The 21,053-nt window shown below is 70.6% G+C and carries 21 protein-coding genes; 17 read left to right on the top strand and 4 right to left on the bottom strand.

The window, feature by feature from the left end; all coding sequences use genetic code 11:
- The first annotated feature begins 20 nt into the window (after positions 1 to 20).
- The 4 genes from AB0M01_RS01425 to egtD are packed head-to-tail and all read left to right on the top strand — an operon-like array spanning position 21 to position 4,283.
- Positions 21 to 1,250 (top strand): glutamate-cysteine ligase family protein, encoded by a 1,230-nt coding sequence (locus tag AB0M01_RS01425; protein WP_363664870.1) that lies wholly within the window; start codon positions 21 to 23, stop codon positions 1,248 to 1,250.
- Positions 1,247 to 2,581 (top strand): ergothioneine biosynthesis protein EgtB, encoded by a 1,335-nt coding sequence (gene egtB / locus AB0M01_RS01420; protein WP_363664869.1) that lies wholly within the window; start codon positions 1,247 to 1,249, stop codon positions 2,579 to 2,581. Before AB0M01_RS01425 ends, egtB begins: the two co-directional genes overlap by 4 nt.
- A complete protein-coding gene (egtC, locus tag AB0M01_RS01415; protein WP_363664868.1) occupies positions 2,581 to 3,321 on the top strand; it encodes an ergothioneine biosynthesis protein EgtC in 741 nt (246 codons plus the stop codon). Before egtB ends, egtC begins: the two co-directional genes overlap by 1 nt.
- Entirely contained in the window at positions 3,318 to 4,283 is a 966-nt protein-coding gene (gene egtD, locus AB0M01_RS01410) for an L-histidine N(alpha)-methyltransferase (protein WP_363664867.1), read from the top strand. Before egtC ends, egtD begins: the two co-directional genes overlap by 4 nt.
- Positions 4,284 to 4,432: 149 nt before the next feature.
- Here egtD and AB0M01_RS01405 read toward each other — a convergent pair whose 3' ends face one another.
- On the bottom strand, positions 4,433 to 4,576 hold the full coding sequence (locus AB0M01_RS01405; RefSeq protein WP_363664866.1) for a hypothetical protein: 144 nt from the start codon (positions 4,574 to 4,576) through the stop codon (positions 4,433 to 4,435).
- A 144-nt stretch (positions 4,577 to 4,720) separates the two neighbouring features.
- On the opposite strand from AB0M01_RS01405, the gene AB0M01_RS01400 reads away from it, so the two are divergent.
- Complete coding sequence (locus AB0M01_RS01400; protein WP_363664865.1) at positions 4,721 to 5,698, top strand: LacI family DNA-binding transcriptional regulator; 978 nt, start codon at positions 4,721 to 4,723, stop codon at positions 5,696 to 5,698.
- Positions 5,699 to 5,840: 142 nt separating this feature from the next.
- Here the strand turns inward: AB0M01_RS01400 and AB0M01_RS01395 are convergent, their stop codons facing one another.
- Entirely contained in the window at positions 5,841 to 6,533 is a 693-nt protein-coding gene (locus tag AB0M01_RS01395) for a CHAP domain-containing protein (RefSeq protein WP_363664864.1), read from the bottom strand.
- A gap of 100 nt (positions 6,534 to 6,633) precedes the next feature.
- Here AB0M01_RS01395 and AB0M01_RS01390 point away from each other — a divergent pair, with 100 nt between their 5' ends.
- A complete protein-coding gene (locus AB0M01_RS01390; RefSeq protein WP_363664863.1) occupies positions 6,634 to 7,317 on the top strand; it encodes an NBR1-Ig-like domain-containing protein in 684 nt (227 codons plus the stop codon).
- A 101-nt stretch (positions 7,318 to 7,418) separates the two neighbouring features.
- Positions 7,419 to 9,284, top strand: a complete 1,866-nt coding sequence (locus AB0M01_RS01385; RefSeq protein ID WP_363664862.1) for an alpha/beta hydrolase — start codon at positions 7,419 to 7,421, stop codon at positions 9,282 to 9,284.
- A 48-nt stretch (positions 9,285 to 9,332) separates the two neighbouring features.
- Here the strand turns inward: AB0M01_RS01385 and AB0M01_RS01380 are convergent, their stop codons facing one another.
- Entirely contained in the window at positions 9,333 to 9,830 is a 498-nt protein-coding gene (locus tag AB0M01_RS01380) for a MarR family transcriptional regulator (protein WP_363664861.1), read from the bottom strand.
- 97 nt (positions 9,831 to 9,927) lie between these two features.
- Here AB0M01_RS01380 and AB0M01_RS01375 point away from each other — a divergent pair, with 97 nt between their 5' ends.
- The 5 genes from AB0M01_RS01375 to cobM all read left to right on the top strand — a co-directional run bounded on the left by AB0M01_RS01375 (position 9,928) and on the right by cobM (position 14,897).
- Complete coding sequence (locus AB0M01_RS01375; protein WP_363664860.1) at positions 9,928 to 10,836, top strand: ABC transporter ATP-binding protein; 909 nt, start codon at positions 9,928 to 9,930, stop codon at positions 10,834 to 10,836.
- Positions 10,833 to 12,425, top strand: coding sequence for an ABC transporter permease (locus tag AB0M01_RS01370; RefSeq protein WP_363664859.1), 1,593 nt, complete (start codon positions 10,833 to 10,835; stop codon positions 12,423 to 12,425). The genes AB0M01_RS01375 and AB0M01_RS01370 overlap by 4 nt, the downstream gene beginning before the upstream one ends.
- Positions 12,426 to 12,578: 153 nt before the next feature.
- Positions 12,579 to 12,980 (top strand): TIGR03618 family F420-dependent PPOX class oxidoreductase, encoded by a 402-nt coding sequence (locus tag AB0M01_RS01365; protein ID WP_363664858.1) that lies wholly within the window; start codon positions 12,579 to 12,581, stop codon positions 12,978 to 12,980.
- Positions 12,973 to 14,160 (top strand): precorrin-6y C5,15-methyltransferase (decarboxylating) subunit CbiE, encoded by a 1,188-nt coding sequence (gene cbiE, locus AB0M01_RS01360; protein WP_363664857.1) that lies wholly within the window; start codon positions 12,973 to 12,975, stop codon positions 14,158 to 14,160. The genes AB0M01_RS01365 and cbiE overlap by 8 nt, the downstream gene beginning before the upstream one ends.
- Positions 14,157 to 14,897: a precorrin-4 C(11)-methyltransferase gene (gene cobM, locus AB0M01_RS01355; protein WP_363664856.1), complete on the top strand. Its 741-nt coding sequence runs from the start codon at positions 14,157 to 14,159 to the stop codon at positions 14,895 to 14,897. The genes cbiE and cobM overlap by 4 nt, the downstream gene beginning before the upstream one ends.
- Here cobM and AB0M01_RS01350 read toward each other — a convergent pair whose 3' ends face one another.
- The gene (locus tag AB0M01_RS01350; protein WP_363664855.1) at positions 14,898 to 15,554 is read right to left on the bottom strand and encodes a hypothetical protein; all 657 of its coding nucleotides are present in this window, start codon (positions 15,552 to 15,554) and stop codon (positions 14,898 to 14,900) included.
- 134 nt (positions 15,555 to 15,688) lie between these two features.
- On the opposite strand from AB0M01_RS01350, the gene AB0M01_RS01345 reads away from it, so the two are divergent.
- From AB0M01_RS01345 to rpe, 5 genes are all read left to right on the top strand, one after another.
- Complete coding sequence (locus AB0M01_RS01345; RefSeq protein WP_363664854.1) at positions 15,689 to 16,906, top strand: HupE/UreJ family protein; 1,218 nt, start codon at positions 15,689 to 15,691, stop codon at positions 16,904 to 16,906.
- A 111-nt stretch (positions 16,907 to 17,017) separates the two neighbouring features.
- On the top strand, positions 17,018 to 18,562 hold the full coding sequence (locus tag AB0M01_RS01340; protein WP_363664853.1) for a metallophosphoesterase family protein: 1,545 nt from the start codon (positions 17,018 to 17,020) through the stop codon (positions 18,560 to 18,562).
- Positions 18,563 to 18,642: 80 nt separating this feature from the next.
- The gene (locus AB0M01_RS01335) at positions 18,643 to 19,551 is read left to right on the top strand and encodes a DUF916 domain-containing protein (protein ID WP_363664852.1); all 909 of its coding nucleotides are present in this window, start codon (positions 18,643 to 18,645) and stop codon (positions 19,549 to 19,551) included.
- 8 nt (positions 19,552 to 19,559) lie between these two features.
- The gene (locus AB0M01_RS01330; protein WP_363664851.1) at positions 19,560 to 20,297 is read left to right on the top strand and encodes a cobalt-precorrin-6A reductase; all 738 of its coding nucleotides are present in this window, start codon (positions 19,560 to 19,562) and stop codon (positions 20,295 to 20,297) included.
- Positions 20,298 to 20,310: 13 nt separating this feature from the next.
- Positions 20,311 to 20,970 carry a ribulose-phosphate 3-epimerase gene (rpe, locus tag AB0M01_RS01325; RefSeq protein ID WP_363664850.1) on the top strand — a complete coding sequence of 220 codons (660 nt, stop codon included), beginning with the start codon at positions 20,311 to 20,313 and terminating at the stop codon, positions 20,968 to 20,970.
- The last annotated feature ends 83 nt before the right edge of the window (positions 20,971 to 21,053 follow it).

Raw genomic sequence — 21,053 nt, 5'->3', positions numbered from 1 at the left:
CCGGGGTTAGGTTCGCTGACGTGACGGAGCCCGGTTCTTCCCCGGCGACGACCACTCCGATCGGCTCCCGGGCCGAAGCGGAGGGTTACGTCGCGATGGTGTGCTTCAAGCACGGCCCTCCGCAGCTGCACGGTGTCGAGCTGGAGTGGACGGTGCATCACGCGGACGACCCGCACCGGCCGCTCGACGCCGGACAACTCAGCAAGGCCCTGGGCGTGCACGCGCCCGCCACCCTGGTCAGGGGCAGCCCGCAGCTGCCACTCGGTCGGGGTTCTCTGGTCACGGTGGAGCCGGGTGGCCAGGTGGAGATCTCCGGCCCCGCCTCGGCCTCGGTGCCCAGGCTGATCGAGGACACCGCCGCCGACGCGGCGGAACTCACCCAACTGCTCAGCGCCGCCGGGCTCGTTCCCGGCGACCACGGCCTGGACGCCTTCCGGCCACCCCGCCGTATCCTGACCGTCCCCCGGTACGCCGCGATGGAGCGCGCCTTCGCGCAGCTCGGTCCGCACGGCCCCCGGATGATGTGCAGCACCGCCGGCCTCCAGGTCTGCCTCGACGCCGGTGAGCCCGGTCAGGCGGCCCTGCGCTGGCGCGCCCTGCACGACATCGGCCCGGCGATGGTCGCCCTGTTCGCCAACTCGCGGCACCGCACCGGCAGCGACACCGGCTGGGCCTCGGCGCGCACCGAGGCGACCTTCGGCACCTGCGCGCCGTTCACCGAACCACCACCGCTCGACGAGGACCCAGCGGCAGCCTGGGCCCGGACGGCGATGGAGGCGCCGGTGCTCTGCCTGCGCCGCGGCGACTCCTGGGAGGCGCCACCCGGCCTGACCTTCGGGGCCTGGGCCGACGGCGCGCTGCCCGGCGACAGACCGACGTACGACGACCTCGACTACCACCTGTCCACTCTCTTCCCACCTGTCCGGCCGAGGGGGTACCTCGAGGTCCGGTACCTGGACGCCCAGCAGGGCGACGGCTGGATCGCGCCGACGCTGCTGCTGATCGCCCTGATGTCCGACCCGGCCGTCACCGACCAGGCGCTGGCCGCTGCCGCTCCGGCATCCGGCCGCTGGTTCCCGGCGGCGCGGGAGGGGCTGGACGACAAGCCCGTGCTCCAGGCCGCCCGTGACCTGGTCGAGCTGGGCAGCCGGGCGCTGGAGCGGACCGGCGTACCGCAGGAACTGACAGAGCACGTCGCGACCCGGCTGCACTGCATCGTCGACGACACCCACAGAAGGCGAGCCTCATGAACCACCAACTGTCCGACCTGTCCCCGGAGCAGCTGCGGGCCTTCGTCGCCGGGCAGCTCGAGCGCTCCCGCGCCCGGACCGTCCAGCTGACCGACGCCGTCGACACCGACGACCTGGTCCGCCAGCACTCCAAGCTGATGTCCCCGCTGGTCTGGGACTACGCCCACATCGGCAACCAGGAGGAGCTCTGGCTGGTCCGCGACGTCGGCGGCCGCGACCCGGTCCGGCAGGACATCGACGAGCTGTACGACGCGTTCATGCACGCCCGCGCCGACCGGCCGTCGCTGCCGCTGCTGAACCCGACCGAGACGAAGTCGTACGTCGTGGAGGTGCGCGACAAGGTGATGGACGTGCTCGACCACGTGAAGTTCGACGGCGGCCGCGAGCTGGTGAACGACGGCTTCGCCTTCGGGATGATCGTCCAGCACGAGCAGCAGCACGACGAGACGATGCTCGCCACGCACCAGCTGCGCACCGGTTCCCCGGTGCTGGACGCGCCCGCTCCGCCTGCCGGGCGGCGGCTGCCGGCCGGTGAGGTGTACGTGCCGGGCGGGGTGTTCGAGATGGGCACGTCGATCGAGCCGTGGGCGCTCGACAACGAGCGGCCCGCGCACGCCGTACAGGTCGCGCCGTACGTGATCGACACGGTGCCGGTGAGCAACGGGGACTACCTGCGCTTCGTGCTGGACGGTGGGTACGAGCGGGAGGAGCACTGGTCGGCGGCCGGGTGGGCGCACGTCCAGAAGGCGTCGCTGGTCGCGCCGCGGTTCTGGGAGGTCGTCGACGGCAACTGGATGCGGACCCGCTTCGGGCACCGCGAGCCGCTGCCGCTGGACGAGCCGGTGATCCACGTCTGCTTCTACGAGGCCGAGGCGTACGCGAAGTGGGCCGGCAAGCGGCTGCCGACCGAGGAGGAGTGGGAGTTCGCGGCGCGGTTCGACCCGGAGTCGGGGCGGACGCGGCGGTTCCCGTGGGGTGACGAGACGCCTGGTCCGCAGCACGCGAACCTCGGGCAGCGGCACCTGCGGCCGGCGCCGGTCGGAGCGTACCCGGCGGGTGCGTCGCCGCTGGGTGTCGAGCAGCTGATCGGCGACTGCTGGGAGTGGACGTCGAGCGACTTCACGCCGTACCCGGGCTTCCGGGCCTTCCCGTACGACGAGTACTCGCTGGTCTTCTTCGGGCCGGACTACAAGATCCTCCGCGGCGGCTCGTTCGGCACCGACGAGGTCGTTGCCCGCAGCACCTTCCGGAACTGGGACTACCCGATCCGGCGGCAGATCTTCGCGGGCTTCCGCTGTGCGCGTGACCCGCAACCGTCGGACCGCCCCTGATGTGCCGCCACCTGGCCTACCTCGGGCCATCGGTATCGCTGGCATCGCTCGTTCTCGACCCGCCGCACTCGCTGTACAAGCAGAGCTGGGCACCGAAGGACATGCGCGGCGGGGGATCGGTGAATGCCGACGGCTTCGGCCTTGGTTGGTATCTGGAGAACGAAGCCGTCAGGTATCGGCGCAGTGTGCCGATCTGGGCGGACGAGAACCTCCCGGGTCTCACCCGGAGCATCTCCTCCGGTGCCGTCATCGCCGCCGTGCGCAACGGGACCACCGGGATGCCTTTGGGTGAAGGCGCGGCCGCGCCGTTCCAGCACGACCAGTGGTTCTTCAGCCACAACGGCCTGATCCGCGACTGGCCAGGCTCGGTGGCGAAGCTCGCCGAGGGCCTGCCGGTCACCGACCTGCTGACCCTCGACGCCCCGGTCGACTCCGCGCTGCTCTGGGCGCTCATCGTCGACCGCCTCGACCGCGGTCCGGCCGAGGCGGTGGCGTCCGTCGTACAGGACGTCGAAGCCGCCGCGCCCGGATCGCGGCTGAACATCCTGCTCACCGACGGCGAGCAGCTCGTCGCCACGACCTGGACGCATGCGCTCTGGGTACGACAGACCGACGACTCCGTGACCGTCAGCTCGGAGCCGTGGACCGACGACCCCGGCTGGCGCGAACTTCCCGACCGCACCCTGCTCACCGCGACCCGGTACGCCTGCTCCACCACCTCGATGGAAGGACGACAGTGACCCTGATCGACGTTCATCTGACCCCGGACTACACCTCCCGCGCCCTGAAGGAGGACGTCCGGGCCGGACTGACCGCGGACCCGAAGTGGCTGGCGCCGAAGTGGTTCTACGACGCCCGCGGCAGCGAGCTCTTCGAACAGATCACCCGCCTGCCCGAGTACTACCCGACCCGCGCCGAGCGCGAGATCCTGACCGCCCGCGCGGCCGAGATCGCCGAGCTGACCGGCGCTCACACGCTGGTCGAGCTCGGCTCCGGTTCCTCCGAGAAGACCCGGCTGCTGCTCGACGGCCTGACCAAGCACGGCACGCTGACCACGTTCGTCCCGCTCGACGTCTCCGAGACCGCGCTCCGCGAGGCAGCCGCGGCGATCAACGCCGACTACCCGGCGCTGACCGTGCACGGCGTGGTCGGCGACTTCACCGCCCACCTCGACAAACTCCCCGGCGAGGCCCCGCGTGTGGTCGCGTTCCTCGGCGGCACGATCGGCAACCTGCTGCCGACCGAGCGGGAGACCTTCTACACCTCGGTCCGCGAGGTCCTCGAACCAGGCGAGTGGCTGCTGCTCGGCACCGATCTGGTGAAGAACCCGGCGACGTTGGTCGCGGCGTACGACGACAGTGCGGGTGTCACCGCGGAGTTCAACAAGAACGTCCTCCGCGTCCTGAACCGCCAGCTCGGCGCCGACTTCGACGTCGACGCCTTCAGCCACGTCGCCGTCTGGGACCCCGAGAACGAGTGGATCGAGATGCACCTGCGCGCCGACCGCGCGATGCGCGTCCTGATCCCCGAGATCCGCCTCGAGGTCGACTTCGCCGAAGGCGAGGAGCTCAGCACCGAGATCTCCGCCAAGTTCCACCGCCACGGCGTAGAAGCCGAGCTCGACAAGGCCGGCTTCACCCCCGGCGCCTGGTGGACCGACCCGGAGGAGCGCTTCGCCCTGTCCCTCTGGCAAGCCGTCTAGTACGCCGGAACAGGCCCGGCCGGGCACTCCCGGCCGGGCCCGCCCGCGCTCGCCCCAGAACCCCGCGCTCCAGCACCCCCTTGACCACCGCGAGCTCCGCCTCCGGCGGCACGTTCAGTGAGAACTGCTCCATCCCCTCGCGGCGACGTTCATCGCGAACTGTTGTCGAGCCGCACCCTGTCTTCGCCCACCGGCACCGCCCACAGGCCCTCGCTGCTCGCGGGCGGCCAGCCGTCCTCGTCGGGCTCGAGCTCGAAGCGGACCTTCACGTGCTGCACGTCGTCGGCGGTCATCCCGGAATCATCACAGCTTGCCGGGGATCGTCGTCAGCAGCCCGGGCGGCAATTTACTGTCGGGTGCCGATGTCGTCCCGTGAGAGGGAAGCTGACCCTGTGACCGAGCCGTTTCCACGTAGTCCCGAGGCCAGGCCGCCGACGATGATCGATGTGGCCCGGCGGGCCGGGGTCGGGCTGGGGACCGTGTCGCGGGTGGTGAACGGCGGTGCGGGGGTCAGGGCCGAGACCGCTGAACGGGTCCGGGCGGCGATCGGCGAGCTGGGCTTTCAGCGCAACGAGGTCGCGCGGGCGCTGCGGCCGGGGAAGAAGTCGTCCAGCCTCGCGCTGCTGCTCGGTGATCTCACCAACCCGTTCTTCGCGACCATCGCCAAGGCGTCGCTGGAGGTCGCCGGGCAGTCCGGGTTCGCGGTCGTGCTCGGCAGTGTCGACGAGGATCCGGAAGGGGAGAAGCGGGCGATCCAGGAGCTGATCGGGCGCCAGGTCGCCGGGCTGATGATCGTGCCGGACCAGAGCGACCACTCGTTCCTGACCGCGGCCGGCGTACCGGTGGTGTTCGTGGATCGGCCGGCGCACGGGATCGAGGCCGACATCGTGATGGTCGACAACGAGGCCGGCGGCAAGGTGGCGACCGATCACCTGCTCGGGCAGGGGCATCGCCGGGTCGCGATCCTGCTGGCGCCGTCGTACTACACGACCGGGCGGCGGTTGCGCGGTTACCGGCGCGCCCATCGCGAAGCCGGCCTGAAGGTCGACGAGTCGCTGGTCGTCCAGCTGCCGGAAGGCACCGCGGAGGCGGCCGAGAAGGCGACGCGGGAGCTGATGAGTCAGCCCGAGCCGCCGACCGCGCTGTTCGCGTCGACCAACTTCGTCACCGAGGGCGTGCTGCGCGGGTTGGGGGAGAACACCGCGCCCGCGGTGGTCGGCTTCGACGACTTCCGGATGGCCGACATGCTGCCGACCCCGGTGACGGTCGTTGCCTCGGACATCGCCGAGCTCGGCCGTACGGCGGCCCGCCTGCTGCTCGCGCGCGCGGACGGGACCGAAACCCGCCCGCCGCAGCGGATCGTCGTGCCGGTCACCCTCATCCAGCGCGGGTCGGGGGAGCGGTCACCCGGCTGACACCGACGCCCACCACCGTCCAACCCTCGCCGACCACGGCGTGTCGCCCCGACACGCCGGGTCGGCGGGAGGTTGGACGGTGGTGGGCGTCGGCCCGCCGAGACGCCCGGTCGGAGGGGCGGGTACGACCGGGCGCCCAGTCCTAGAAGTTCGGCCAGGCCCAACCGAGGTACGAGCTGAAGTACGGCAGCTTCGCCAGCCCGATCTTGCCGCCGACGCTGGTCGCCCAGAAGTACCCGTCCCCGCGCGCCACCCCGACGTGCCCGTACGGCGCCGCCAGGTCCCAGAACACCAGCGCACCCTTCGGCGGGTTCAGGTCACCCCGGTGCGCGGCCCCGCGGGCGACGGCGTCGTTCCAGTTCGCCTTGGCCGAGGCGTAGATCGCGGTCTTGCCGTACGAGTTCTCGGCCGCCTTCTCGCAGTACCCCTGGTACGCCGTCGAGCCGTTCCGCGCCGAGTACCACGCGATCGCCTTGTCGGCGCGCGGGTTGCTCGTGCACAGCGGCGCGACCAGCCCGCTGCTGCCGGTGTTCACGTACGCGTCGGAGATGAACCCCTTGCCCGGGACGTGGTCCCAGACCAGGCTGCGGCCGAACTTGCCGGTCACCGGTTCGCCGTAGATCTGGCAGTCGATCTGGACCGTCCCGTTGGGCTGGGTGCCGACCGCGCCGAACGTCGTGGCGTTGCCGGAGCGGATGGTCACGCCGGTCCCGCTGTCGGTGACGACGTTCCCGGTCGCGGCGTGGGCGGGCATCGTGGCGCCGAGGACGGCGGCACCGCCGAGCAGGGTGGTCAGGGTGAGCCGGGCGGTGATGCGCAGGAGGGCGGTACGCATGGTTGCTCCTTTTCGGTTGCGAGGTAGCGCGCTGGTACTGATTCACAGAGAATCAGAGCGTTACGGTGTTGTCGCAGTGGGCAACGATCGGAGAAGCACGGTGAGGCCAGCCCAGGTTCGCTCCCTGATCGGCAGCCGGATGCGCGAGTTGCGGGAGGCGGCCGGTGTCCCGCTGACGCGGGCGGCCGGCCTGTCCGGCTGGGACAAGGGCCACCTGTCCCGGGTCGAGCGCGGGCACACCAAGCCGAGCCGTCAGTTGATCGAGTGGTACGACGAACAGTTCGGCGCCGACAGCTCCCTGGTGAACCAGCTGGACGAGCTCGACGCTGCCGTCCGGGCCGGCAAGGACGTCTCGCAGCGCGACCAGCGCCGGCACGTCCAGCCCGTCATCCTGGGCGGATCGGTCCCGGTCGACCACCACCCCGAGGACCGTGCGGAGCTGGTCGGCGAGAGCGTGCCGGACGGGACCCGGGTGGTGCGGGACCAGAAGTTCGAGAAGACCTGGGAGATCCGCAACAGCGGCGAGCGCCCGTGGCGGGACCGCTGGCTGACCCGGCAGGGCGCCGCGGCGACGCCGGGCTGGATGCGGTCGCCGCGGTCGGCGCGGCTGCCGGACGCCGTACCGGGACAGATCGTGACGGTCCGGATGCAGCTGCAGGCGCCGTCGCAGGCCGGCGCCTCCACGGCGTACTTCAAGATCACCGACGAGGCCGGAAGGCTCTACTACCCGGGGCTGGAGTCGCCGCCGATCTACTGCACGATCCACAGCGTCTACGAGCTGTGATGCGGGTTTGCCCTTGATTGCGTCCTCACACCTGGTAACTGTCACGTCAGGCGAATTAGGTTGCCCTATTCCTGTCCGCCTGGAACAACGGGAGTCTGAGCGTGTTCACACCCCGGAAGATCGCGGTGGCCACAGCCACCGCCGCGGCGCTGGTCCTTCCGCTGCTGACGGCCACCACGGCCGCGGCGGCGCCGAAGCCGACCGACCCGCCGACGCCGGCCATTCCGCAGCAGTACCTGGACCAGCCGGTGCAGTGGTCGGTCTGCGCGTTCGACGCGCAGATCAAGGCGCTCTACCCAGCCGCCCCGACCACCAATTGCGCCAAGGTGAAGGTCCCGATGGACTGGGCCAACCCGACCGCGCACCCCGACGTCGAGGTCGCCATCTCGTACAGCAAGGCGACCGGTACGTCGAAGGGCCTGATGGCCTCCAACCCCGGCGGTCCGGGCGGTGCCGGCCTGACGCTGAGCGCGGCGCTGGCCACCGACAAGCCGCAGCTGTTCAGCGACTTCGACCTGGTCGGCTTCGACCCGCGCGGTTTCGGCCAGAGCACGCCGCTGCAGTGCATCACCACGGCCGAGAAGCTGAACGCGCTGCCGGTGACGCCTGACTACAAGGAGCGCACGAAGCTCACCCACAAGGTCGAGGTGGCCGAGGCGAAGCTGCAGGCCGACGCGTGTGCGGCGACCGAGTTCGGTCAGTTCGTCAGCAGCCAGCAGACCGTGTACGACATGGAGTTCATCCGGGCGCTGCTCAAGGCCCGCCAGCTGAACTTCATCGGCTACAGCTACGGGACCTGGCTGGGCGGCTGGTACGCCGACACCTACCCGAACCGGGTCGGCCGCTTCGTGCTCGACTCGAACATGGACTGGACCCACACCCAGTGGGACAACGTGAACTTCGACCCGTTCTCCGGGCAGCGCCGCCGCGACACCCAGCTGTTCCCGTGGATCGCCCGGCACGCCGACCAGATCACCGGCCTGGGCAAGACCCCGGCGCAGGTGCTGGCCAAGTACAACGGCATCCGCGCGTCGCTGGTGACGCTGGTCAAGGCCGGTGAGAGCGACGTCCGCGGCGACGGCTTGGACGGCAACATCTACTCGGCGATCTACGGCAACGTCCGGTTCATCCGGGCGACGATGGACATCCTGGTCCACGACGAGTTCGTCAAGGACCCGGACGCCGGTACGGTCACCGTCCAGCACGTCGACCGCGCCTGGGCCCGGCTCGCGCCGGAGCTGCAGGCCTTCGACACCCTCGCCGCGATCAGGGCCCGGTACGGCGTGAGCGCCGCGGCGCTGAGCACGGCCGGTGTGGCGGCCGCCCAGGCCGACACGGTCAAGTCGGTGCTCGCCGACGCCCGGGAGACCGCGGCGCGGGCGACCTCCGGCGACCAGCCGGTGAACCTCGGCGCGATCGGGACCACGGTCCGGTGCAACGACACCGCCTGGAACACGGACCCGAACTTCTACCTGAAGGAAGCCGACCGGATGGCCAAGAAGTACACCTTCTTCGGCTACATGAACGGCGTCCCGATGTGCGCGTTCTGGAAGTACGCTCCGCAGGACCGCAAGCTGGACCTGAAGGGCTCGCCCCGGATGCTGATCGTGCAGGGCGAGCTCGACCCGGCGACGGCGTACGAGGGTTCGCTGCGCACGCACAACGACACCAAGCAGGTGACCCGCTTCGTCGCGATCGACGACGAGGGCCAGCACGGTCAGTACATCGGCTCGGCCTCGGCCTGCGCCGAGGCGATCGGTGACCGGTTCGTGTTCGGTGGCGAGCTGCCGGGCAAGGACCAGGTCTGCGGCACCAGCCCGCTGCCGGCCGAGCTGTCGGTCTACCCGGTCAAGGGCCCGGTCGACGGCAAGGCGGTCCCGCTGCCGAAGTCGAAGGCCGGCTCGGTGAAGGTGAGCCCGCTGCTGCAGCAGACGCTCGACATGGTGGCGGCCAGCACGCTGCGCTAGTCACCGCTGTGAGAGGCCCCGGCGACGCGTCGCCGGGGCCTTTCGCGTTCAGTACTTCGCGTCGTACTCCGCGTCCAGCTCGGCCTTGTACTTGACCCAGCGCTCGCTCAGCCCGTCCACCTCGGCCTGGATGAAGGCCAGGAAGCCCAGCGTCGAGCTGACCCGCCGGTGCGCGGAGCTGCCCGGCTCGAGCTCGTTGATCAGCTGGCCGAGGATGTCCTCCCAGCGCGGCAGGAAGCGGTCCTGGCGCATCATCGAGTCGTACCAGAAGTCGTCCTGGACGACGTACACGTCACGGCGGCTCCCCGGCTCGCGCTCGCGGGAGGCCAGCCGCATCTGCAGCAGGTACCGGACCGCGCCGGAGATCGCCGCCGGACTGGCCTGCAGCTGCTCGCTCAGCTCGGCCGACGTCAGCCGGCCGTCCTCGCTGGACAGGATGGCGGCGAAGGCCCGGGCCGACATCCGCGGCCAGCCGGTGTCGGCCAGCAGGTTGCCGAAGCCCTCGGCGTACCGCTGGACCGCCTCGTCGTCTCGTTGTGCGCTCACGCCCCCATCATCTCCTCTCGGTCCCGGAAATCCCTGCCGTGTGAGAGACACGTTAGGAAGATTCACAAATTTCTGAATGAAGTGTAGCGTCTGAAACATGACTTCAGCCATCACGGTCTCCGGACTGCACAAGTCGTACGGCGTGACGCACGCCCTCGACGGTCTCGATCTCGACGTCGCGACCGGTGAGGTGCACGGATTCCTCGGCCCGAACGGCGCCGGGAAGTCCACCACCATCCGCGTTCTGCTCGGACTGCTGCGCGGGGACTCCGGCGACGTGTCGCTGCTCGGCGGCGACCCCTGGCGTGACGCGGCGGCCCTGCACCGGCGGCTGGCCTACGTCCCGGGCGACGTGAACCTGTGGCCGAACCTGACCGGCGGCGAGGTGATCGACCTGCTCGGCCGGCTGCGCGGGGGACTCGACCCGAAGAAGCGCGACGAGCTGCTGCGCCGCTTCGACCTCGACCCGACCAAGAAGGGCCGCACGTACTCCAAGGGCAACCGGCAGAAGGTCGCGCTGGTCGCGGCGCTGGCCTCCGACGTCGAGCTGCTGATCCTGGACGAGCCGACGTCGGGCCTGGACCCGCTGATGGAGGAGGTGTTCCGCCAGTGCATCGAGGAGGAGCGCCACCGGGACCGGACCGTGCTGCTGTCCAGCCACATCCTGTCCGAGGTCGAGGCGCTCTGTGACCGGATCAGCATCATCCGCAAGGGCAAGGTGGTCGAGACCGGCACCCTGGCCGATCTGCGGCACCTGACCCGGACCTCGGTCCAGGCCGAGCTCGCGGCGTCGCCGAACGGCATCGCCTCGCTGCCCGGCGTCCACAATCTCGATGTCGAGGGCAACCGGGTCCGCTGCGAGGTCGACACCGCGCAGCTCGACGGGCTGATGAAGCAGCTCGCCGCGAGCGGGATCAAGAGCCTGGTCGCGCAGCCGCCGACGCTGGAGGAGCTGTTCCTGCGCCACTACGAGGACGAGACCCCGGAGCTGGTGGACGCGCGATGAACGACTTCGTCGGTACGTCGACCCTGGTGCGGCTCGCGCTGCGCCGTGACCGGGTCCTGATCCCGTTGTGGGTGGTCGTTTTCGCGGTCACCGCGGCCGGTTCCGCGGCGGCCTCGATCGAGGTGTTCCCCGACGTGCAGTCCCGGGTGGACGCCGCGAACACCACCAATTCCTCGCCCGCGCTGCTCTCGCTGTACGGCCGGATCTTCGACCCGACCTCGCTCGGTGAGGTGTCGCTGTTCAAGCTGATCAACTTCGGCGCCCTGCTGGTCGGGCTGCTCGCGGCCATCATCGTCAACCGGCACACCCGCGGCGAGGAGGAGAACGGCCGCCTCGAGCTGCTCAGCGCCGGCGTCCTCGGCCGGTACGCCGCCCTGGCCGCCGCGCTGATCGTTGCCTCCGGCACCGTCATCGCCCTCGGCCTGGTCAGCGCGCTCGGGCTGATCGGGGCCGGGCTTCCGGCGGTGGGTTCGTTCGCGTTCGGGCTGACCTGGATCGCGGCCGGCCTCGCGTTCGCCGGGGTGAGCGCCCTGGTGGTCCAGCTCACCGAGAACGCCCGGACCGCGAGCGGCCTGACGGCCGTCGTACTGGGGATCGCCTACGTGCTGCGCGCAATCGGCGACTCGTCGGCCGGGGCTGAGTGGGTGTCCTGGCTGTCGCCGATCGGCTGGACCCAGCAGATCCGCCCGTTCGCCGGCGACCGCTTCGTCGTCGCTCTGCTGCCGATCGCGCTCACCGTCGTACTGGTGGCGGCTGCCATCGCCCTCCTGCGTCGCCGCGACATCGGCGCCGGACTGGTCCGCCCGCGCCCCGGCCCGCCGGTCGCCGCCCGCTCGCTGCGCTCGCCGCTCGCGCTGGCCTGGCGTCTGCAGCGCGGAGCGCTCTACGGCTGGTCGGCCGCATTCCTGCTGCTCGGTCTGATCGTCGGCAACATCGCCAGCAACGTCGACGGCTTCGTCACCAGCGAGAGCGCCAAGGACCTGGTCCAGAAACTCGGCGGCGTCAACGGCATCACCGACGCCTTCCTCGCCACCGAGACCGGCCTGCTCGGCCTGCTCGCCAGCGCCTTCGGCATCCAGGCCGCCCTCCGCCTCCGCTCCGAGGAAACCAGCCTCCGCGCCGAACCCCTCCTCGCCACCGGAGTGACTCGCACCCGCTGGCTGTCCAGCCACGTCCTCATCGCGCTGGCCGGCACCACCGCCCTGGCAGTCCTGGGCGGCCTCGGCACCGGCATCTCCAGCGGCGCCGAACTGGGCAACATGGGCAACCAGGTCCCACGCCTCCTGGCCGCCTCCCTGGTCCAGCTCCCCGCGACCTGGCTGGTGACCGCCATCGTCATCCTCCTCTTCGGAGCCCTGCCCCGCCTGGTCACCGCCGCCTGGTTCCTCTACGGCGCCTTCCTCCTGGTCGGCCAGTTCGGCTCGGTCTTCAACCTCCCCGATTCCGTCCAGAAACTCAGCCCCTACGCCCACACCCCCCGCCTCCCCGGCGGCGACTTCACCGCCACCCCGGTGATCTGGCTCCTGGCCATCACCGCCGCCCTCACCCTGGCCGGCTACGCAACCTTCCGCCGCCGCGACATCGGCTGACGGACGCGCACCACTCACCAACCACCGCAGACGGGCCTGCTGCCGCGGACTCTGAGCGGCGCGACGCCGAGCCGGCGCCGGTTGGTGAGTGGTGGAGGTCCGCCTTCCAGCCCGCCCGCGAGTCCGCGCGGGCGGGCTGTCTACGATCGGCGGGTGGAATCGGTGCTGAGTGGGCGGTCGGTCGGGTTCGGGCAGTTCTGGACCGAGCGGCACCTGTGTGTGTTGAGCACGGTGCGCAAGGACGGGACGGTGCACTCGACGCCGGTGGGGGTGACTCTCGACCTCGAGGCCGGGGTCGCGCGGGTGATCTGCAGCGGGGAGTCGCACAAGGCGCGGGTGATCCGGGCGGCGGGAGCCGGGGGCGCGGCGGTGTCAGTGACGCAGGTCGACGGCCGGACGTGGTCGTCGCTGGAGGGGCGCGCGGTGGTGAACGACGACCCGGCGGCGGTCGCCGACGCCGAGCGGCGGTACGCCGCGCGGTACAAGCAGCCGCGGGTGAATCCGCTGCGTGTCGTGGTCGAGATCGACGTGACGAAGGTGCTCGGGAATGCCTGACCTGACTGTTGTCGGGGTCGGCGCCGACGGGTGGGACGGGTTGTCACCGAGAGCGCGACAGGCGGTCGAAGCCGCCGAGGTGGTGATGGGTAGCACGCGCCAGCTCGCGCTCGTGCCGGACGGTGCCGAGAAGGTCGCGTGGCCGTCGCCGTTGTCCGAGTCGCTGCCGGGCCTGCTGGCGACGTACCAGGACAAGAAGATCTGCGTCCTGGCCAGCGGCGACCCGACCTTCCACGGCATCGGTACGACGCTCACGCGCCTGCTCGGGCCGGTCCACGTGATCCCGCACCCGTCGAGCGTCTCGCTCGCCTGCGCACGGCTCGGGTGGCCGCAGGACCAGGTCGAGGTGATCAGCCTGGTCGGGCACCCGCTCGAGCTGGTCCACCCGCACGTTCAGCCGGGTCGGAGGCTCGTCGTCCTGAGCTGGGGCGCGCACACGCCGGCCGAGGTCGCGCAGCTGCTGGCCGAGCGCGGGTACGGCGGCTCGCAGTTCACTGTCCTGGAGCAGCTCGGCGGCGCCGGCGAGACCGTCAGGACCAGCGCTGCGCGCAACTGGCAAGACGCCGTCGACGCGCTCAACGTCATCGGCATCGAGTGCCGACCAGACGCCCACGCGAGGCTTCTCCCGACCAGCCCTGGCCTGCCCGACGATGCGTACGAGAGCGACGGCCAGCTCACCAAGCGCGAGGTCCGCGCCGTCACGCTGTCCCGCCTCGCGCCGGTCCCCGGCCAGCTCCTCTGGGACGTCGGCGGCGGCGCGGGCAGCATCGCGATCGAGTGGGCCAGGCACCACCCGAGCTGCCGCGCGGTCGCGATCGAGCGCGACCCCGATCGCGCCAAGCGCCTCGACCGCAACGCGGCCAGCCTCGGCGTCGTCGTCCGGACCACAGTCGGCGCGGCTCCCCAAGCGCTGCAGGACCTGGAGAGCCCCGACGCGATCTTCGTCGGCGGTGGCGGCACCAAGCCCGGCGTCGTCGAGACCTGCTGGGAAGCCCTGCGCCCGGGCGGCCGCCTGGTGATGAACGGCGTCACCCTGGAGACCGAGTCCCTGATCGCCCGCTGGTACGCCGAGCTCGGCGGCGACCTGGTCCGCCTATCGGTCCAGCGCGCCTCGCCGGTCGGCGGGATGACCGGCTGGCGCCCGGCGATGCCCGTGACGATCTGGAGCGTGACCAAGTGACCGTGCACTTCATCGGCGCCGGCCCGGGCGCGGCCGACCTGATCACCGTCCGCGGCCGCGACCTGATCGCCGGCTCCCCGGTCTGCCTGTACGCCGGTGCGCTGGTCCCCGTCGAGCTGCTCGACCACTGCCCGCCCGGTGCCCGCAAGGTCGACACGGCCAACCTCGACCTCGACCAGATCCTCGCCGAGCTGGCCGCCGCGCACGAGCAGGGCCTGGATGTCGCGCGCCTGCACTCCGGCGACCCGTCGGTGTTCTCCGCGATGGCCGAGCAGATGCGCCGGCTCGACGCGCTCGACATCCCGTACGACGTGACGCCCGGCGTCCCGGCGTACGCGGCGGCGGCCGCGACGCTCGGCCGCGAGTTGACCGTTCCCGAGGTCGGCCAGACGGTGATCCTGACCCGCGTCGGTGGGCGGGCGTCGGCGATGCCCGCCGGCGAAGACCTGGCGACGCTCGGCGCGAGCCGCGCGACGATGGTGCTGCACCTGGCCGTGCAGCAGATCGAGCGACTGGTCGAGGAGCTGACCCCGAACTACGGCGCCGACTGCCCGGTCGCGGTCGTCGCCCGCGCGAGCCGGCCCGACGAGCTGATCCTGCGCGGCACCCTCGCGGACATCGCGGCGAAGGTCAACGAGGCCGGCGTACGCCGTACCGCCGTCGTCATCGTCGGCGAAACCCTTGCCGCCAGCAACTTCCGCGACAGCCACCTGTACTCGACGACACGTGACCGCTAGCTAATCGATCCAGACCACGATGCCGGTCAGCCCGTGCAACACGCTGGCCACCCCGGCGCGGAGCGCCCGACCGGCCCGCTCGGGGGTGAACGTCGCCGCGTCGTACGTCGACGACATCCCGAGCCCCTCGCCGCGGAACGCGGCGCCGGTCCAGTCGGCCGCGGTCACGTTGTGCGTCGGCTCGGCCACCTCGGCGCCGAGCACCAGGAACTGCTGGTCGAGATGGTTCGCGGTGAACAGCGCCAGCGGGTCGATCAGGCTGTTGCCTGCGACAACGATCAGGTCGGCCTTCAGGGCCAGCGCCCGGTCCATCGCGTCGACGTGCTTGGCCGGGTCGTGGTCCTGGATCGTCTTCAGGCTGACCTTCTCGGCCGCGGCCCAGGAGGTCACCGCGTCGGTCAGGACCTTCGTCTGCGGGTCGTCGCCGGCGGTCAGCAGGACCACGCGGTAGCCCTCCGAGGGATGCACGCCGTCCCACGACCCGGGCCGCGGCGAGATCGTCGCCTCCGGCGTCGGCGTCGCCCGCGGATCGACGAACCCGTTGCCCAGGGCACCGACCGGTCCAGGCGCCACCCGTGGCGCCGCCCAGTCGTCGTTGGTCCCGCAGGCGGTCAGAACCACCGCCAGCACGATCGCCGCGGCCAGTCGCGAACGCAATGATCCTCCCCGAACAGACAGCACATCGAGGACTTTCTACCTCACGACCCAGCCCGATCGGGCCTCGGTCGTGAGGTGTTCGCTATTAGTTCATTTTTCAAGTGCACGGTGCGAACGACCAGAGAGAAGGCATCATGTTCCTCCGTACCCCTGTGCGTGCCGCGTTCGGCGCGCTCCTGCTGGCGGTCGTCGGCCTGACCGTCGCCGCCCCGATCGCCGCGGCGCACGGCTTCAGCTCCGTCGTGTACGTCGACGTCACCGCACCCGAGCGTGGTCACGTGCGCGCCGAGCTCGGACTCGAGTACGACCTGCTGGTCGTCTCGGCCGCCGACGCCGACGCCGAGCAGGACGACGCGCTGTTCCGCGCCGGCACCGCCGCGTTCGACGCCCAGGACCCCGACGCGATGGCGGCCGCGCTGACCGCGCACACCCAGTCGGTGAACGCCTACGTCGGCAAGCGGTTCACCGTCGCCGCGGACGGCCAGGCCTGTACGCCGACGCAGGACGGCGACTACACGATGACCGAGCGCGACGGAGCGCCGTACACGGTGCTGGTGCTCGACTACGCGTGCCCGGAGCCGGCCGACGAGCACGAGATCCGCAGCGAGCTGTTCCCGGACAGCGAGACGTACGTCAAGGACACCAAGACGATCCTGACCTACGACCTCGACCTGAAGTCGGGCAGCGCGGCGCTGGACAAGGAGCACCGGTCGTTCTCGACCCACCAGTCGACGGCCGAGCGGTTCTGGGAGTTCTTCCGGCTCGGTGCCGAGCACCTGCTGACCGGGATCGACCACATCCTGTTCCTGCTCGCGCTGATCGCCGGGTCGCGCCGGCTGCGCGAGGTCGTGCTGGCCGCGACGTCGTTCACCGTGGCGCACTCGGTTACCTTCGTGCTGGCCGCGCTCGGGCTGGTCAAGGTGTCGGCGTCGTTCGTGGAACCGGTGATCGCACTCTCGATCGCCGTCGTCGCCGGCTGGCATCTTTGGCGCCTGAGGCAACGCGGTCTGCACGCCGGTGAGCTGGAGTCGATCCGCCACCGTCACTTCAGCCTCGACCGCGCGGGCTGGACCCGGCTCGGGGTGGTGTTCTGCTTCGGCCTCGTGCACGGCCTGGGCTTCGCCAGCGCGCTCGGCATCGACGCCGCGTGGTCGTGGCAGCTGCTGTGGTCGCTGCTGGTCTTCAACGTCGGCCTGGAGACCGTGCAGCTGACGATCATCGCGCTGGTCTTCCCGGTGCTCGCGCTGCTGCGGCGCAAGACGCCGATCACCGCGCTGTGGGTGACCGGGGTGATCTCCGGCGGAGTCGCCGTGACCGGGCTGTTCTGGTTCGTCCAGCGGATCACCGCTTGATTGAACGGAAATATTTTGATGTGAAGGAAACGGCTGTTCACCGCCGGTCCACCCACCGCGAGGAAGTTGTCGTTGCAACTACTTCTCGTACCTGAAACGGACGGAACATCGATGAAGTTCAACCAGTGGAAGCAGGTCCGCCCCCGCGGAGCTGCTGGCCGCCGTCTGGCCCTGGCCGCGGTGGCGATGGTGGGGGTTTCCACGGTCTTCGCCGGCGGTCTCGCGACCGCGACGGCGGCCAAGAAGCCGGTCGACGGCGAGCCCGTCGTCGTCTCCCGCGTCGTGCTCGGCGTCGGAGCCAAGGAGAACCAGCGGGTGCTGAGCTGGTACGCGACGACCAACGCGGGCACGCTCGTGCAGGTCGTCCCGGCCAACCAGCTGAAGAAGGGCGAGTTCCCGAAGAACCCGATCTCCTTCCCGGCGACCGTGGCGCCGAACACCGTCAACGGCGGCTACAACGCGCACGCCACGATCGACGGACTGAAGCAGCGGGAGAAGTACGCGTACCGGATCGGCAACGCCGGCCACTGGTCGCCGACGTACACCTTCCAGACGCAGGACTTCAAGGGCGACTTCAGCTTCCTGTTCTTCGGCGACCCGCAGATCGGGTCGTCCGGTGACACCGCCCTGGACGGTGCCGGCTGGGCCGACACCCTCAAGGTGGCCACCGCTGCCAACCCGAAGACCGAGCTGCTGGTCTCCGGCGGCGACCAGGTCGAGTCCGCCAACGTCGAGTCGCAGTGGGACGCCTTCCTCGGTTCCGACGTACTGCGCAAGTACCCGTGGGCCGCGACCATCGGCAACCACGACGTCGGCGGCAAGGCCTACGAGCAGCACTTCTGGACGCCGAACACCGACCGCTCGACGCCGTACTACAACGGCGACGCCGCGACCCGCTCCGGCGGTGACTACTGGTACATGTACAAGGGCGTGCTGTTCATCGACCTGAACAGCAACGCGATCGCCAACGCCTCGGACGCCGCGCACATCGGCTACGTGACCCAGGTGATCAACAAGTACGGCGCCAAGGCCAAGTACACCGTGCTGGTCTACCACCACGCGATCTACTCGCCGGCCTCGCACGCCAACGACGGTGACAACCAGGTGCGTCGTCAGGACTTCCCGACCGCGTTCTCCAACCTGGGCGTCGACCTGGTGCTGTCCGGTCACGACCACAGCTACTCGCGCAGCTACCAGATCAAGAACGGCAAGAAGGCCGACAAGAAGGAGCTGCCGGGCCAGACCAAGGTCACCCAGGGCCCGGGCGGCGTGCTCTACGTGACGGCCAACTCGGCGTCGGGTTCGAAGTACTACGACCTGACCAAGCCCGACGTCACCAAGGACCCGAACTACGGTCCGGACCCGCTGAACCCGAACAGCCACTGGGCGAACTCGGTCGAGAACCAGGAGCACGTCCGGACCTACGTCCGGGTGCAGGTCACCGACGACAAGCTGGTCGTCGAGAACCTGCGCAGCGGCACCTGCGCCGCCCCGAACGCTGCCGTCGAGCGCGGCAACGTCGACTGGTGCGGCCCGAACAGCGGCGCCTCGCCGGCCCAGCCGGTCGGCTCGGTCGTCGACAAGGTTGCCGTCACCACCTACAAGGGTGGCAAGGGCAACAACAAGCTTGCCGCCGACACCAACTGGTTGCGCTGAGCAACTGATCCGGGGGTGGGGCGAGCGGGGGCTCGCTCCACCCTTCTGTCCTTCTGTTCACGATTCCGAGGACTGCACCGATGCGCTCGATCCGTTTCCTGGCCGCCGCCGTGATCGCTCTGGCCGGCCTGTCCGTCGTCCCCGCGTACGCCGCCGACGCGCCCTGGAGCGTGCAGCCGGCCGACAACGCCTTCGGCCCCGACCGGCTGAACTACAGCTACACCGTCCAGCCGGGCGACAAGGTCGACGACGGGCTGCTGGTCGTCAACCGGGGCAAGGATCCGCTCGAGCTCGACGTGTACGCCGCCGACGGGTTCACCGCTGACTCGGGTCAGCTCGACCTGCGGGCCAAGGGGGAGAAGGCGACGAGCGTCGGCGCGTGGGTGCGGGCCGGGGTCGGGCACCTGTCGATCGCGGCCGGGAAGTCGGCGTCGGTGCCGTTCACGATGACGGTTCCGGCGGATGCGGCGCCGGGGGATCACATCGGCGGGATCGTCACCTCGCTGGCCAGCGCTGGGGACCAGCGGATGGGGGTGCGGATCCAGGTGCGGGTCGGCGGGGAGCTGAAGCCGCAGCTGAGCGTCAGCGACGTACGGGTGAAGCCTTCGCTGGTCGGTGGGGACGCGACCGTCAGCTACACCGTGCACAACACGGGAAACGCGACGGTGTCGGCGCGGCAGACGGCCTCGCTGGCCGGGCCGTTCGGGCAGCTGAAGGTCACGTCGGCCGATGTCGCCGACTCGCCGGCGCTGCTGCCGGGGGACAAGTGGAACGCGACTGTTGCGGTCAAGGGGGTCGCAGCCGTCGTACCGCTGAGCGCGGACGTCACCGTCGTACCGCTGCTCACCGATGCCGCGGGATCGACCTCGGAGCTCGCCGCGGTGGACGCCGGGGCGCATGCCCGGGTGCTGCCGGTGGTGCTGATCGTGGTGCTGCTCGTGCTGGTGATCACCGGGCTGATCGTGCGGAAGCGGGTCGCCGCGAGATAGTTGGACCCGTGAAGGTCCTGCTGCTCGGTGGTACCGGCGAAGCCCGCCGGCTCGCTGATCTCCTGGTCGCCCAGGACATCGAGGTGGTGTCGTCGCTGGCCGGGCGTACGGCGAACGCGCGGCTGCCCGTTGGTGCTGTGCGGCAGGGCGGGTTCGGCGGGGTCGAGGGGCTGGTGCGCTGGCTCGAGGATGAGCGGGTGGATGCGGTGGTTGATGCGACGCACCCGTTCGCGGCGACGATGACTTCGCATGCCGCTGAAGCTGCTGCTCGCACCGGCGTTCCGCTCCTGGTCCTGCGTCGGCCCGGCTGGGAATCTCCATCTGGTGACTCCTCCAACAAGTGGTACTCGGTCGACTCAGCTGCGGCTGCTGCCGAGCTCGTCCCACAGCTCGGCTCGCGGGTCTTCCTGACCATCGGCCGCCAGGGCCTCGACGCCTTCGCCCGGACCGGCCTCTGGACACTCGCCCGGTGCGTCGACGCACCCGATCCCGCCCCCTCCTGGTGCACGCTTCTGCTGGCCCGCGGCCCGTTCGCGGTGGATGACGAGTTGGAACTCCTCCGCGAGCACCGGATCGACGTCCTCGTCACCAAGGACAGCGGCGGCGACATGACCGCCGCCAAACTCACCGCCGCCGAGCGGCTCGGCGTACCGGTGATCGTGATCCGCCGCCCGCCGCTGCCGCCCGGAGTGGACGCGGTGGAGTCGCTGGACCAGGTCGTCGGCTGGCTGACGGCCCGTCGGTAGACTCCGAAGCCTTATGGGTATCCAGATCGCACCGAGCATCCTGTCCGCGGACTTCTCCAAGCTGGCCGACGAGGCCCGCGCGGTCTCGAACGCCGACTGGCTGCACGTCGACGTGATGGACAACCACTTCGTCCCCAACCTCACCCTCGGCCTCCCGGTCGTCGAGTCCCTGGCCAAGGCCGCCGCCCAGCCGCTCGACTGCCACCTGATGATCGAGGACCCCGACCGCTGGGCCCCCGGCTACGTCGAGGCCGGCGCCAGCAGCGTCACCTTCCACGCCGAAGCCTGCCGGGCCCCGATCCGCACCGCCCGCGAGATCCGCGCCAAAGGCGCCCGCGCCTCGATGGCCCTCAAGCCCGCCACCCCGATCGAGCCCTACGAGGACCTGCTGTCCGAGCTCGACATGATCCTGATCATGACCGTCGAACCCGGCTTCGGCGGCCAGAAGTTCCTCGACGTCTGCGTCCCGAAGATCCGCCGCACCCGAGCCCTGCTCGACAAGCACGGCCTCGACCTGTGGATCCAGATCGACGGCGGCGTCTCCGCCGACACCATCGAACGCTGCGCCGAAGCCGGCGCCGACGTCTTCGTAGCCGGCTCCGCCGTCTACGCGGCCGACGACCCGAACGCGATGGTCGAGAAACTCCGCGGCTTGGCCGAAAACGCCGGCTGACCTCGCCACAGCCAAGCGCCTGCGGCAGAAGCCGCGAGCAACTGGCCGCCGTCGGCCGGTGCGCCCGCGGGGTCGACGTGCAG

The organism is Kribbella sp. NPDC051770, from assembly GCF_040681455.1.
In the GTDB taxonomy this organism is placed as follows: Bacteria; Actinomycetota; Actinomycetes; order Propionibacteriales; family Kribbellaceae; genus Kribbella.
This window is presented reverse-complemented; position numbering and strand designations above follow the sequence as displayed.

Excerpts from the sequence above, each read along its gene's own strand:
- egtB (WP_363664869.1), top strand. The coding sequence starts at position 1,247 with ATGAACCACCAACTGTCCGACCTGTCCCCGGAGCAGCTGCGGGCCTTC.
- egtC (WP_363664868.1), top strand. The coding sequence starts at position 2,581 with ATGTGCCGCCACCTGGCCTACCTCGGGCCATCGGTATCGCTGGCATCG.
- AB0M01_RS01405 (WP_363664866.1), bottom strand. The coding sequence starts at position 4,576 with ATGACCGCCGACGACGTGCAGCACGTGAAGGTCCGCTTCGAGCTCGAG.
- AB0M01_RS01400 (WP_363664865.1), top strand. The coding sequence starts at position 4,721 with ATGATCGATGTGGCCCGGCGGGCCGGGGTCGGGCTGGGGACCGTGTCG.
- AB0M01_RS01395 (WP_363664864.1), bottom strand. The coding sequence starts at position 6,533 with ATGCGTACCGCCCTCCTGCGCATCACCGCCCGGCTCACCCTGACCACC.
- AB0M01_RS01375 (WP_363664860.1), top strand. The coding sequence starts at position 9,928 with ATGACTTCAGCCATCACGGTCTCCGGACTGCACAAGTCGTACGGCGTG.
- AB0M01_RS01370 (WP_363664859.1), top strand. The coding sequence starts at position 10,833 with ATGAACGACTTCGTCGGTACGTCGACCCTGGTGCGGCTCGCGCTGCGC.
- cbiE (WP_363664857.1), top strand. The coding sequence starts at position 12,973 with ATGCCTGACCTGACTGTTGTCGGGGTCGGCGCCGACGGGTGGGACGGG.
- AB0M01_RS01345 (WP_363664854.1), top strand. The coding sequence starts at position 15,689 with ATGTTCCTCCGTACCCCTGTGCGTGCCGCGTTCGGCGCGCTCCTGCTG.
- AB0M01_RS01340 (WP_363664853.1), top strand. The coding sequence starts at position 17,018 with ATGAAGTTCAACCAGTGGAAGCAGGTCCGCCCCCGCGGAGCTGCTGGC.
- AB0M01_RS01335 (WP_363664852.1), top strand. The coding sequence starts at position 18,643 with ATGCGCTCGATCCGTTTCCTGGCCGCCGCCGTGATCGCTCTGGCCGGC.
- rpe (WP_363664850.1), top strand. The coding sequence starts at position 20,311 with ATGGGTATCCAGATCGCACCGAGCATCCTGTCCGCGGACTTCTCCAAG.